14 protein-coding genes are annotated in these 13005 nt (G+C 63.8%); 10 read left to right on the forward strand and 4 right to left on the reverse strand.

The window, feature by feature from the left end:
* Window positions 1–16: 16 nt before the first annotated feature.
* Genes ACQP1T_RS13295 through ACQP1T_RS13305 form a run of 3 tightly spaced genes read left to right on the forward strand, consistent with a single transcriptional unit; the run spans window position 17 to window position 2675 of the window.
* Complete coding sequence (locus tag ACQP1T_RS13295; RefSeq protein ID WP_433760337.1) at window positions 17–1054, forward strand: MlaD family protein; 1038 nt, start codon at window positions 17–19, stop codon at window positions 1052–1054.
* Window positions 1051–2019 carry an MlaD family protein gene (locus tag ACQP1T_RS13300; protein ID WP_433760339.1) on the forward strand — a complete coding sequence of 323 codons (969 nt, stop codon included), beginning with the start codon at window positions 1051–1053 and terminating at the stop codon, window positions 2017–2019. Before ACQP1T_RS13295 ends, ACQP1T_RS13300 begins: the two co-directional genes overlap by 4 nt.
* A 38-nt stretch (window positions 2020–2057) precedes the next feature.
* The gene (locus ACQP1T_RS13305) at window positions 2058–2675 is read left to right on the forward strand and encodes a hypothetical protein (protein WP_433760342.1); all 618 of its coding nucleotides are present in this window, start codon (window positions 2058–2060) and stop codon (window positions 2673–2675) included.
* Between the two features lie 17 nt (window positions 2676–2692).
* On the opposite strand, the gene ACQP1T_RS13310 is transcribed toward ACQP1T_RS13305, so the two are convergent.
* Both ACQP1T_RS13310 and ACQP1T_RS13315 read right to left on the reverse strand, forming a co-directional pair.
* Window positions 2693–3115 carry a type II toxin-antitoxin system Rv0910 family toxin gene (locus tag ACQP1T_RS13310; protein ID WP_433760343.1) on the reverse strand — a complete coding sequence of 141 codons (423 nt, stop codon included), beginning with the start codon at window positions 3113–3115 and terminating at the stop codon, window positions 2693–2695.
* Between the two features lie 152 nt (window positions 3116–3267).
* Entirely contained in the window at window positions 3268–3999 is a 732-nt protein-coding gene (locus tag ACQP1T_RS13315; protein WP_433760344.1) for a TetR/AcrR family transcriptional regulator, read from the reverse strand.
* 77 nt (window positions 4000–4076) lie between these two features.
* Here ACQP1T_RS13315 and ACQP1T_RS13320 point away from each other — a divergent pair, with 77 nt between their 5' ends.
* Genes ACQP1T_RS13320 through ACQP1T_RS13335 form a run of 4 tightly spaced genes read left to right on the forward strand, consistent with a single transcriptional unit; the run spans window position 4077 to window position 7734 of the window.
* The gene (locus tag ACQP1T_RS13320; protein ID WP_433760345.1) at window positions 4077–4928 is read left to right on the forward strand and encodes an alpha/beta fold hydrolase; all 852 of its coding nucleotides are present in this window, start codon (window positions 4077–4079) and stop codon (window positions 4926–4928) included.
* A complete protein-coding gene (locus ACQP1T_RS13325; RefSeq protein ID WP_433760347.1) occupies window positions 4928–5824 on the forward strand; it encodes an alpha/beta fold hydrolase in 897 nt (298 codons plus the stop codon). The genes ACQP1T_RS13320 and ACQP1T_RS13325 overlap by 1 nt, the downstream gene beginning before the upstream one ends.
* Window positions 5821–7407, forward strand: a complete 1587-nt coding sequence (locus tag ACQP1T_RS13330) for an FAD-dependent oxidoreductase (RefSeq protein WP_433760349.1) — start codon at window positions 5821–5823, stop codon at window positions 7405–7407. The genes ACQP1T_RS13325 and ACQP1T_RS13330 overlap by 4 nt, the downstream gene beginning before the upstream one ends.
* Before the next feature lie 51 nt (window positions 7408–7458).
* Window positions 7459–7734 carry a hypothetical protein gene (locus ACQP1T_RS13335; protein ID WP_433760350.1) on the forward strand — a complete coding sequence of 92 codons (276 nt, stop codon included), beginning with the start codon at window positions 7459–7461 and terminating at the stop codon, window positions 7732–7734.
* Between the two features lie 52 nt (window positions 7735–7786).
* On the opposite strand, the gene ACQP1T_RS13340 is transcribed toward ACQP1T_RS13335, so the two are convergent.
* A complete protein-coding gene (locus tag ACQP1T_RS13340) occupies window positions 7787–8944 on the reverse strand; it encodes a DUF3500 domain-containing protein (protein ID WP_433760351.1) in 1158 nt (385 codons plus the stop codon).
* Window positions 8931–9938, reverse strand: coding sequence for a zinc-dependent alcohol dehydrogenase (locus ACQP1T_RS13345; RefSeq protein ID WP_433760353.1), 1008 nt, complete (start codon window positions 9936–9938; stop codon window positions 8931–8933). Before ACQP1T_RS13345 ends, ACQP1T_RS13340 begins: the two co-directional genes overlap by 14 nt.
* A gap of 338 nt (window positions 9939–10276) precedes the next feature.
* Between ACQP1T_RS13345 and ACQP1T_RS13350 the strand changes: the two genes are divergently transcribed.
* From ACQP1T_RS13350 to ACQP1T_RS13360, 3 genes are read left to right on the forward strand one after another with little or no spacing between them, the layout of a single operon-like run.
* The gene (locus ACQP1T_RS13350; protein WP_433760355.1) at window positions 10277–11062 is read left to right on the forward strand and encodes an SDR family oxidoreductase; all 786 of its coding nucleotides are present in this window, start codon (window positions 10277–10279) and stop codon (window positions 11060–11062) included.
* Window positions 11063–11096: 34 nt separating this feature from the next.
* Complete coding sequence (locus ACQP1T_RS13355) at window positions 11097–12032, forward strand: dihydrodipicolinate synthase family protein (protein WP_433760356.1); 936 nt, start codon at window positions 11097–11099, stop codon at window positions 12030–12032.
* 47 nt (window positions 12033–12079) lie between these two features.
* Window positions 12080–12985: a LysR family transcriptional regulator gene (locus ACQP1T_RS13360; RefSeq protein WP_433760358.1), complete on the forward strand. Its 906-nt coding sequence runs from the start codon at window positions 12080–12082 to the stop codon at window positions 12983–12985.
* Window positions 12986–13005 lie beyond the last annotated feature (20 nt).

The following is a 13005-nucleotide window of genomic DNA, read 5'->3' on the forward strand; positions in this document are numbered from 1 at the left end:
AAGGCGCTGGGGTGCAATGAAACTCGCGACAAAGCTGCTCGCGGTCGCAGTGACGGGATGCACGCTGGGCGGCTGCGCACTCGATCCGTCGGCCATTACGGTCCCGGGCACGGGCCGTGGCGATGGTTACCGGGTGCGTGTCGAGTTCGCCAATGCGCTCAATCTGCCGGGGCGGGCGAAGGTGATGGCCAACGGTGTAGAGGTCGGTGACCTCGCGAAAGTGAGAGTGGTGGATCCCGCGGCCACCGGCCCAGGCCACGTGATCGCGGACCTCGACATCGATCGCGCGGTGAAACTGCCCACCGCCACCACCGCACAACTGCGGCAGAACACCCTGCTGGGTGATGTTTTCATCGAGCTGACCACACCGGCGAACGGATTCGACAAAACCATCGCCGACGGCGGCACCATCCCGATCGCACAGACGAAACCAGCCGTACAGGTGGAAGACGTCATGGCCGGCCTGGCAACATTCGTTCAGGGCGGCGCGGTGCAGCAGTTCCAGGACCTGGTCAATCGCATGAATGCGGTATTGCCCGAACAGCCCTCCGACAGCGCTCATATCGCGCAGGTCATCGGTGCCGATTTCACCGACGTCGCACAGCATCTCGGCGAGGTCGACAACTTCCTCGACGGTATGGAAGCCAATGTGGCCATGGTGCTCGACCGCGATCGAGCAATGAACGGACTGCTGAACGAGCAAGGCGCCACACACGTCACCTCGGCGCTGAAATCCCTGATCCTCGTGCTCGGGCTGGCTGGTTCGATGGGCGACATCGCCCACGCCCTGACCTGGATGACGCCCCTGGTGACGGCGGGCGATGCCGCCGCAAAAGCATTCGTGCCGTTGTTGTTCACCGATCGGCCACTGGACCTGAACGCGCCATCGAACCTCAACCGGCTCGTGTCACTGCTTCGAGACCAGATCATCCCGTTCGTCGAACATGGGCCCAAAGTGGATATCACCGGCGTCGACGCCGGAAACGGGGTCCCCGCACAGGAACAAACCGGTCGGATCATCGGCACCTTGCGCATGATCGGAGCAGTGCGTTGAAATCACGAATCCTCGGTCCTGCGGTGTCATTGAGCAGTATCGCCTTGGTAGCACTGGTCGCTCTTGCCTACCTTACGTTCGAGGTAGTCGGCGTCGACTGGTTCACCAGCTATACCAAACTGACGATGACACTGACCAATTCGGGCAGCCTCGGTCCGGAATCACCGGTATTGCTGTCCGGCGTTCGGGTGGGGAAGGTCGTCTCCGTGCACAACGGCGACGACGGCGTTCAGGTCGCCATGCAAGTACGCGACGACTACCACATCCCGGTGGCAAGCACGGTCACCATCGAAAACCTTTCCGCGCTCGGCGAACCACAGGTCCAATTCACTCCCGCCAAAGGCGGCACCGCCCCGTATCTGCGCGACGGACAGCATATCGATACCCGGGCCATTCGGACGCCTACCTCGATACCCGAGGTGGCCCGGCAGGTAACCCATCTGATGGAACAGTTGGACCCACAGGCGATCGGTGACATCGTCGACACGTTCACCCGAGGGCTGGCCGGCACCGAGGTGATAGTGCCGCAGCTGGCTCGATCCACCAGCCTGCTCGCGGCCACCCTGCTGGCCCGCACCGATGCCATCCACAGCATGCTCACCAACCTGCAGGCATTGGGCGCGGATATGGATTGGACCGGTCCGGCGATGAGCGCCGCCGCCCCGGGCTGGAACCAAATCGGAACATCGGCGGACAACCTCGCGCAATCCATCGAGCGACTCGTCCGAATCGGACGGATGCCGGACATGTATGTCGAAGGCACCGGCCTCATTCCGTTCACCGCCGAATTCACCGACTACCTCGAGCAGATGGGTCCCGACATGGCGAAGCTGGTGCCGGTGCTCACTCCATTGGCCACGCACGCCGCCGGGCAGCTGAGTCGCGTTGACCTCAGTGCGCTGATTTCGCAAGCACTCGCCGAAACCGGGGACGGCGCCGTGCGTTTGCAGATCAACGTCAAATAGCCGCCGCACAGATCGAAAACAACACCCCAGGAGTACACATGACAATCGATACCAACGACCGAATCGACGACGGAAAGACAACTGACCGACCGGTGCGGGCAGAGGAGCGATCCGTAGTGGCCGGGCAGGCATCGGGGACGGTGTCGATACGGCTATCCGCAATCGCACTCGGAGCCGCGATCATCGCTCTGGTGGCGGCAACGGGCGTATTCGCCGCGCTGTGGCTTTCGGCTCGCGGTCAGCTCAGCGACCGCGACGCCGCGGTCGCCGCCGACCACCGTGCCGAGCAGGTCGCCACCGAATACGCGGTCGGCGCTTCCACCATCAACTTTCAGGACTACAACGCGTGGGTTGCCAAACTGAAGGCGAACACCAGCCCTCAGTTGGCGAACAAATTCGATGCCACCGCACCGAAACTGCAGGAAATTCTGGTGCCGTTGAAATGGTCTTCGACCGCAACGCCGGTCAGTGCGGTGGTCATCTCGGAAACCGGCGGCGTATACAAGGTAAACGTCTTCCTGAATGTCCACTCGACTAACGCCCAGACTCCCGACGGAGGCCAAACGACGGTGACGTATAACGTCACCGTCGATTCGGGTGCGGGATGGAAGATTACCGACGTCGGCGGTATGGACGGTGCTCTTCCACTGAAATGATCAGGGCCACTGAATGATCAGGCGACGAGCCCCTGAACCTTCTTCAGCGATTTATCCAGCGCGCCGACGACGGAGTTCTTGAAGACCCCGCCCATGGGGCCGTCGATCATCCCGCCTTCGATACTGGCTGTCACGTCGACCGTGGTGGTCGCGGCCTCGTCTCGAAGGCTGATGGCGAGCGCCAATTTGACTCCGGCCCTTGTGGTTCCGCCCATGGCGATCGAGCGTGGCGCGTCGACATTCTCGAAAGTCCAGTCGATGGTGACCGGCATATTCATCACGTTCGCACTGGCAGTAGCGGTATCGCCACTGGTGAGCTGGGCTGGGACGGCGCTCTTCCACGATTTGTGAATCACAAGCCACTCGCCCCAGCGCGACGGATCGCCGATAACCTTCCAGACCTCGTCGGGACTGGCCTTGTAGCTGGCGCTGGTTTGCACGGTACGCATGCGATTCTCCTGTTCTCGGAACACTCGCGACTCGCGCAACGGCGGCTGTCGCCGCGCGGAGTTCGGGTGACTAATTCGGATACAGCGTAGCCGAATTAATATCCAGCGCCAAGATGCATCGAAAGCAGCGGCACCCGAACGAATCAGGCGGAGCCCGCCGCGTCGTGCAGCGGCACGAGGCCCGCGACGAGCAGCTGCAGACCGAACCGGAATTCACTTTCCAGAGTTTGCGTCGGCAGACAATCGGCGACGGCGATTGTGGCGGGGAATCGCGCCGGATCGAGCTGGCGATAGAGCGCGGTGAGCGGGGCGGGGTTGACGTTGGCTTCGGTGTCGTGGCCCTGTAGCTGTGCCGCGAAGCCTATGGCGTAGCGGGCAATGGTGGCGTACACGAGCGCCGCGGACTTCGGGGGAAAACCGTTGGCGAGCAGCATGGCCAAGACTCGCTCGCGCAAGGCGAGCGAATTGGGCCCGACCGGCACCTGCTCGATGAGCAGGGGCGCGATCCCGCGGTGACGGTGTAGCACCGAGAAAATGGCCTCCGCGGCAGTGACGCACGCGCGCTGCCAGTCGCCGTCGGGCGCGTCGTCGTCGATTTCGATCTCGCCGAGCACCCAGTCGACCACGTGGGCGATGAGTTCGGCTCGATTGGCGACTGCTCGGTAGAGCACGGCGGTGCCCGTTTCGAGGCGTTGGGCGAGCGCGCGCATCGACAGCGCGTCGGCACCTTCCTCGTCGATGATGCGCAATGCGGTCGTCACGATCCGGTCGAAGGGGACCCGCGGACGGCCAGGGGAGCGGCGAGCCGGGGTCTCGGCGGCGTCTGAATCGGCAGTGGTCACACTCGCATTGTTGCGCATCGACGGGTTGGACACTTGATCACTATATAATGGTCACAATGTTGCCATTATCACTTGACCTGGGGTCATGTACCGGCAACACTGTAACCATTATGAGTAGACGAGCAGCCGCCGATGATTACATCGACCCTGATTCGCGCTTCGCGATCGTCGAGGGCCACAACATCCACTACAAGCGGGCCGGGACGGGGCCCTCGGTGTTGCTTCTGCACGGCAGCGGCTCCTCGCTGCACTGCTTCGACCCGGTGGCCGCGGCGTTATCGTCGTCGTTCGATGTGATTCGCCCGGACCTGCCCGGCTTCGGCCTCACGGGTCCGCGCGCCGACCGGGACTACCGGATTCAGACATACGCCAAGACAGTCGCCGCCTTCCTGGACGCCATCGCGGTCTCCAAGGCGTCGGTGGTCGGCAATTCACTCGGCGGCAATATCGCGTGGAACTTCGCGCTGGATTACCCGCGGCGGGTGGACCGGCTGGTGTTGATCAATGCCACCGGCTATCCAGGCAAGTCGCTGCCCTTGGCGATGCGCCTGGCACGTAATCCGGCCGGTCGCGTGCTGATGCGCAAATTGTCGTCCAGGTCGGCTACCGCAAGCAATCTGCGCTCGGCGGTCGGGTCGCGCAAGTCGGTGGTGGACGACGCGATGGTCGACCGGGTGTACGCGATGCTGACCCGGCCCGGCAACCAAGAGGCGTTCATCGATTTCTCCAACACCGAACAGATCGATCGCACCGCCGAGATTCCGGCCATCGCAGCATCCACACTGGTGCTGCGCAGCGCGTCCATCGACGGGCAGTATTTCACTCGCGATATCCCCGGCAGCCTCGAACGGATTCACCCCAGCGGTGGCCACCTGCTCCCCGACGAAGATCCGGAATGGGTGGCCAGCGCGTTACTGAACTTTTTGACCGCCGAGGCGAACTCGTCGAAGAAGGGACAGTGATGAAGTACTTCGCGGTGCCCGGCGAGACCCGCCACTTGGACCAGGCCACACGTGCCGAGCTGCGCGGTGACTTCATCGAATGCAGTGACGGGATAACCCATTACGAGATGGCCGGGCCCGAGGGCGGCGAGATCGTCGTGTTCACAGGCAGTCTGACCACCCCGCTGTTCTACTGGGATCAACTCGTCGGTGAGCTGCATTCGCGGGGGTTTCGTACCGTTACCTTCAGTGCCTACGGACGCGGCTATTCCGATCGCGTGCAGGCCACCTACGATGAGGCCCTGTTCGTGCGGCAAATCGCCGACTTGGCTCAGCGCCTGGATCTGGCCGAACCTTTCCACCTCATCGGAGCTTCGATGGGTGCATTGGTGGCTATGGCTTTCGCTCAACAGCACACCGACCGCATCGCCACCTTTACGTTGGCCGGCCCCGCTGGACTGCAGCCCGCGCCCGCCTTCGCCCCCTTGCTGCGCCACGAGATGTTAGGCACCTTTCTGGCAAAGAAGCTGGGTAGCAAAATGCTCGACCGGCACCTGTCACACAATGTCCGGGATCCGCAGCAGTCAGCGGCGCTCACGGCGATGGTGCGCGAGTGTTACCAGTTCGAAGGCTCGATCTACGCCTTGAGTTCCACGATCGCCGACTTCCCGCTGGCCGGCCGTCAGGACCTCTATCGACAGACCGGGCTTCTGCCGTTTCCGAAGATGCTGCTGTGGGGCGACGAAGACGCCGTGACCCCGATCACGAGCTTCGACGAGGTATCCGCGTTGTTCATGCCGACCCAGTCGCACATTGTCTCGCCATGCGGACACATGGTGCCCTACGAGGAGCCAGCCCAGATGAGTCTGCTGTTCACCGCGTTTGTCGAAGCTGCCAAGAAAGAGTCGTCACGATGAAGACAGAGCCGAAGCCCGAACTGATCGACGTACTCGTCGTGGGTGCCGGTCCGACCGGCACCGCCTTGGCGATCGATCTGGCCCGCCGCGGGTTAGCGGTGCGGATCATCGACAAAACCGCGAAGTCCTTCGACGGTTCGCGGGCCAAGGGAGTCCAGCCACGCAGCCTGGAGGTACTCGAGGACTTGGGCGTCCTCGACGACATCCTCGCCGCTGGAGCCGGCTACCCGCCGTTGGGCATCCACGCCGGTCCGCTGACTGTTCCGTGGCATATGGTTTCCCGCAACAAGGTGACATCCGATGTGCCGCACCCGAATACGTGGTTGATTCCCCAGTTCCGCACCGACGCCGCGCTGCGCGACGGGCTCCTGCGGATGGGCGTGGCCGTCGAAAAGAACTGTGAACTGGTCGGATTCGAGCAATACCCGGATGCGGTCGTGGCTACGGTCTCGGGTCGCAACGGGGTCGACGAGATCGGCGCTCGCTACCTCGTCGGCGCCGACGGCGGCGCGAGCACGGTCCGCAAAACAGCGGGCATCGGGTTCGAAGGCAAGACCGACGAAGCCGATCGAATGATCATCGTCGATGCCGTGGTGGACGGTCTTTCCCGGGACCGCTGGCATGTGTGGCCGCGTCCGGGTGGTCGGTTCGTCGGTGCGTGCCCGCTACCGCATTCCGATCGGTTTCAGGTGATGATCCGTCTGCAGCCTGGTGAGGAGCCCGCTCTCGACGAGGCCGACCTCGATGCGCGCTTCCGCGCTCAGACCGGCGAGAAGGACCTGCGCTTGACGCGAATCGGCTGGAAGTCGGTGTTTCGCCCCAACATTCGGCTGGCGGAACGGTACCGGTTGGACCGGGTATTCATCGCCGGTGATGCCGCTCATGTACATCCCCCTGCGGGTGCGCAAGGGCTCAACACCGGTCTGCAGGATGCCTACAACCTGGGCTGGAAACTGGGCCAGGTGCTCGCTGGTGCGCCGGACAGCTTGCTCGATACCTATGAGGCCGAGCGGCAGCCGATCGCGGCCGGGGTGTTGGGGCTGGCGACCAAGAAGTACGAGGGCCTGGCCAAACTCGACCCGTCGTCGATCAAGCGCGGCGATGACGAACGCCAGCTCGGCCTCCATTACCGCGGCGGCCCACTGGTGATGGCCGATGCCGAACGAACCGCGACGCTGCGAGTCGGCGACCGCGCACCGGATGCGAAACTACTGAACGCGGCCAGGGGAGGGCAGCGCCTGTTCGATCTGTTTTGCGGACCGCATTTCACCGCAATCGCCTACGGCGCGGCGGCGGCCGAAGAACTGGCCGCCTTGCGGTGGCCGACAGCGGGCGCGGAACTGAGAAAGGTCGCTGTGAACGGCGGAGATCATGTCGACACCGACGTGGCGCTCGCCGACATCACCGGTTCTTTTGCCCGGATCTACGGTCTGACCGACTCCGCACTCCTGTTGATCCGCCCCGACGGCTATATCGGCTCCATCGCGACTACCGATATGACTCGGGTGACGCTGGCATATGCCGCTGGGATGACTCCAGCCGTCGTCGCCCCTGCCGTACCCAACGCCGGGAGGAAAGCGTGAATCCTCTGCGTGCAACGGCTACGTCGCGACCTGACGAGCTTCGGACACCTAGTGCTCGAAGAAGATCGGACCGCCGTCAGCGCTGCTGAAGGCGTTTATCAGTGTGGAAATGCGATGATGTGGCATCTGATGGTCGATTTCGGTATCGGTTCACCATTGCATTTCGTTGCCTCCCGCGAGGCGGCCGTTACCTTCGCGCGGGAGGCGATCCAAGGGGGTTGGGCCCGGGCCGTCGCGGTCGATGATCGGGTGGACCAAAGCTATCCGGCGATGCCGTGCCAATGCCTGTTTTCTCTGCCGACCGTGAATACGGCGGGAATGTTCTAGAGAATGCTGCCCCGGCGAATTGCCGCACCGGGGCAGCATTTCGGCTGTGTTGTCAATGTGAGCGTCGGCGGTGCTCGGCCAGACTGTCCAGCCCGAAATCCGAACGCGGGTTGCGCCAGACCGAATGTGCGTGGTTGGCGTTGCGCTGGGTGTTGTCGTATTCGATGAGCAGATCCGGGCCCTGGATCCGGTAGTAATGCGGTTCTCCCACCCGCAGGCTGCCTGCCCATCCGAAATGGATCTCGTCGAGTACGTCGTCGATTGCATAGTGTGCGGCGTGGGCATCGGCGAGCACGCTCGGTGCACGACCGCTGTACAGGGCGATCAGGTTTCGCAGAGTGTGGCGCTGCTCGGGATCGAGGTCGCGCGCGGACAGGCCCGAAGGTGGAACGGAGATGGCCATGGCCGCGTGGTCGGATTCGGTGTATCCGCTGCCTTCTTCGGCGCGCCGGTCGACATCGTCGACCAGATCCCGCAGCCCCGGGTCGGAGAACCGGCCGCGCCACAAATCCTGCATGTGCATCATCATGTCGCCGTCTGCGATGGTCGGCCGGTTTCCGGAGACGATGTCGGAGATCGCGCTCTTGTGCAATAGCGCCACGTGGTAGCGGTCGGAGTCCAGCGACCGTGCCAGTTGCCGCGCCGCCTCCTCCGGTCCGCCCAGTGGCCGTAGCGCCGAACCGAGCAGTGCGGTACTGGCCGGATCGGCTCCGATGAAGCATGGGGTCGTCGAGACGACGCGGCCGCCGACGATCAGATTGTTCAGCGAGATGTGGTGACCGCCGAAGCGCCATGCCCAGACCGGATCGCCGGGCCGGCCGAACAACCTGAGCCAGTACAGGCCCGGATCCCGGCCCCGTTCGCGCCCCCAATGAACATGCCATCCTTCGACCTGATCGAGGACATTCTCCAGGCCCATCACCGTTGCGACCGTGGCATATCCGGCCTCCGACAGACCCGAAGCGACCAGTTGCATTGCCAAGCCCTGCTGGCGTGCGGTCTGGTCGCGCAGGGCAAGTCCTCCGTGGTCGGTCGGGGTGTAGAACCATCGGAGCCGTTCGGCCTCCGCGTCCGGAGCCAGTGGGGAGGCGAACTGCGCCCGAACTCGTTGCTCGCGGGACAGGGTCGCCAGCCACGCTGTCGCACGCTCGGCCATATCGCCGGCGATCAGCTCGCGGACGGAAAGGTCGGTGACGTCATTCGGCGACATCGAGCATCACCTTGATGGCGTTGTCCCGTCGTTCGGCGTAGGTGTCGAAAGCCTCGGCGATGTTCTCGAGCGGGAAATGATGTGTCACCAGGTCGGCGGTGTGTAGTCGGCCGCGGGATGCCAGCGACAGGGCCCTGGCCACCGAGCCGGCGCCTTCGCCGCGGACGGTCTGGATCGAAATCCCGTTCATGACGGCGTGGTTGAGGTCGGCAGATACCGGCTGTTCGAAGAATCCGGCCAAAACGATCTTGCCGGAGCGCTTGGCCATGTGGATCGCGTCGTCGACCGCACTCGCCGCGCCGGAGCACTCGACGACGACGTCGGCGCCGAGGCCGCCGGTGACCTCCCGGACCGCGGCGACGGCATCCTCCGTGCGCACGTTGAACAGGTGATCGGCCCCGAACTGCTTTCCGATTTCCAGCCGCTCGGTGCGGGTGCCGGCAAGCGTCACGAGGTCCGCCCCTAGCTGGCGGGCTACCTGCACTGCCAACAGCCCGATGGGGCCGGGGCCGATCACCGCGACGGTGGCGCCGACCAGGAGCGAATCGAGCACGTCGTAGACATGCATGACGGTGCCGGCGGTGGTCAGCATTACCGCCGAGTCGAAGTCGATGTGATCGGGCAGCCGATACAGCGTCGAGACGTGGTTGACGACATATTCGGCGAAGCCGCCGTTGACCGTCATGCCCAGTGTGCGATGGCCCTTGGTCTGGTCGCCGTAGTTCAAGCAGTCCGTATAGCAACCGGACAGGCAGTTGGCGCAGCGCATGCAACCCCGATGTGCCTCTGTGACAACACGATCGCCGACCGCGAATTCGTCGACGGCACTGCCGACGGCTGCCACGACGCCGGCGTATTCGTGGCCGGGAACGAATGTGCCCGGCGCCGGGCCTGCGCCACCGAAGAAGCGTCGGCTACGGACCTTGAGGTCGGTGCCGCACAACGACGCCCGGTGTACCCGCACGAGAACGTCGTCCGGCCCCGGGCGGGGCACCGGCAAAATTGTGGTCCCGATAATTCCCGGCTCGCCGATTACGGCCGCGAGCATAGTATCCGGAATAGACACAGCACCGCCTTTCGTTTGGCTATCGATGAATTATCAGGAGGCTACGTGAAAGAAATCGCCTTTGTCCAAGTGTCATTTTGCGCCGATCACATAGCGCTCTTCGTCGACGACGTGCTGAACTGGGCGTATAAGCTTGTCCTATAGGCACCGTGGATTATTCCTATTGGGTGCGCTCTCCTCCATCATGTACGGTTCGGAGCGTATGTGAATGCCGGATTCATGGAAAACACCGGAATTTCATCGGGCCTGCGGTCGAGGAGTCAACGTTGGATCTTGGAATAGACAGCAGAACGGCATTGGTGCTGGGCGGAGGCGGCGGACTCGGAGGTGCGATTGCGGAAAGACTCGCGGCCGAGGGCGCCAATGTGGTCGTCGCGGATATCCATCTCGAAGCCGCCGAATCACGCCGTGACGCGATCGTTGCCGCGGGTGGCCGGGCCATGGCAGTGCGTTGGGATATCGCCGACCTCGATGTCATCGAAGGCAACGCCGCCGCGATCGAGCAGACCTTCGGTCCGGTCGACATCTTGGTGAACAACACCGGTGGGCCCGCGCCCGCGCCGGTCCTCGGCCAGCCCGCTGCGTTGTGGCTCGACAATTTCCGTTCCATGGTGCTGTCTGTGATCGCGATCAGCGACAGACTCGTCCCGGGGATGCAGACGCGGGGGTGGGGGCGCGTCATCACCAGCACCAGCTCGGGGGTCGTTGCCCCCATTCCCAACCTCGGCATGTCGAACAGCCTTCGTGCGGCATTGCTCGGCTGGTCCAAGACGCTGGCCCGTGAGGTCGCAGCGGACGGCGTCACCTGCAATGTCGTCGTTCCGGGACGAATCGGCACCCAGCGCGTAGAGCGGCTCGACCAGATCAAAGCCGAGGCGCAAGGCAGAACAGTCGAACAGATCGCGGCCGACAGCGTGGCCACCATCCCGATCGGCCGCTACGGCGACCCGCACGAGTATGCGTCGACCGTTGCGTTCCTGGCGAGCGACACAGCGTCCTACATCACCGGCTCGGTGGTGCGCGTCGACGGCGGACTCATTCCCAGCCTCTGATCCCGAAAACACCACAGCCACAAGGATTCCAACCATGGCCCTGCTCACCCGCGAGGCGAAGGGCGTATTCGCCATTTCGCCCACACCCTTCGACGAGGAAGGTGCGGTGGACTTCGACTCACTGCGCCGACTCGTCGATTTCTACGAATCAGTCGGTGTCACCGGGATTACCCTGCTCGGCCAGATGGGCGAGGCACCGAAACTGTCCCACGACGAAGCAACACGAATCGTGAGCCAAGTGCTGCAGTGGACCCGGCTGCCGGTGGTCGTCGGAGTGTCCGCCCCTGGTTACGCGGCGATGCGCGAACTCACCTCCGATGTCATGGCGGCAGGGGCGGCGGGTGTCATGGTCGCTCCGCCCAACACATTGCGCACCGACGACCAGATCGTCGGTTATTACGAGGGCGTCGCGGCCGCGCTCGGCGACTCGGTCCCCCTTGTCTTGCAGGATTACCCGTTATCGTTCTCGGTTGTCATGAGCCCCAAGGTCGTCGCACGCATCGCCCGTGCAGTCCCCAGCTGTGTAATGCTGAAGCACGAGGACTGGCCCGGGCTGGAGAAGATCAGCGCATTGCGCGACTTCGAAGCCGCCGGCGAAATGCCCCGTCTTTCGATTCTGTGCGGTAACGGTGGTCTCTTCCTCGATTTCGAGGTCGAGCGCGGGGCCGACGGCGCCATGACCGGATATTGTTTTCCGGAAATGTTGGTCGATGTGATCGGTCATGCCGCTGCGGGCCGCCTCGATGAAGGTCATGACATCTTCGACGCACACCTGCCGCTGTTGCGGTACGAACAACAACCGGGTATCGGACTGGCCGTACGCAAGTACGTCATGAAGCGCCGCGGACTGCTCGCCTCCGATGCACAGCGCGCGCCACGCGGCATGCTGTCGAGCCGAGCGCGGTCCGAAATAGACTATCTGCTCGCCCGCCTCGGTCGCCGGGACGGCCGAGTGAAACTGGTTGAATGATTTTCGAGTACGTTTGCAATGGCCGTAGACGGCGGTAATTTCGACTGATGCGACTGCGCCAACTCGAGTATTTTCTCGCCGTCTGGGAAAGCGGGTCTTTCAGCGCCGCCGCGGCACTGCTGTATGTCTCGCAGCCGTCACTGTCCCAGCAGATACGTTTGCTGGAAAAGGAACTAGGCGCGGTATTGCTCGAACGCGGGCGGCACGGTCTAGCCCTCACTCCTGCGGGTCGCGTATTCCTGCCCCGGGCCCAGCGTGTGTTGCGGGCTACCGAGGAAGCAGCGGAAGCGGTCCAGCAGGTTGTCGAGGGGCGAAGCGGCGACGTGCACGTGCTCACCGTGCGGTCGGTCGCCTCCGGGATACTGCCCCCGAGCGCGGTGCGGTGGCACGCGCTGTTTCCGACCGCTGTCCTTCGGGTGCACGACTTCTCGCATCGCCGTGCCCTCGAGGACGCCGTGCGCAGCGGACAGGGTGATATCGCGGTCGGCCCACGGCCCGAACCGTGGGACGGACCGGTCGAATCACTCGGTTACGAGGAGATGGTGCTGGTCGGCCCGACGGGACGAGACACGGGTTCCTCGGTGGGACCGGAGGAACTCGCCGCGGCCGATTGGATCCTTTACGAGCCCGAGCAGGGCATGAGTGAAATCGCCGACCGGATAGCCACCAGCCTCGGATTCACCCCTCGTGCTGTGGCTCGCACCGGGCAGGTGACCGCCGCCCTGCTGTTCGCGATGGAAGGCCTCGGCGTAGCACTTGTGCCCAACAATGTCGTGCCCGGCGGCTGGGTACAGCACACCAGACGGATCGGTCCCGGGGTCTACCGCGAGATCGTCGCCTACAGCCGCAGCGTGCCGACACAACTGGCGCAACGGTATCGAGACTTACTCGTCACCCTCGAGCTTCCGCTCACCGCCGCAGGGGATCTTCCAGCGGATGCGCTGCGCTGTTAGCGGCCACGGTTCATGCCCGC

It is taken from the genome of Nocardia sp. CA-135398 (genome assembly GCF_050955845.1).
Lineage (GTDB): Bacteria > Actinomycetota > Actinomycetes > Mycobacteriales > Mycobacteriaceae > Nocardia.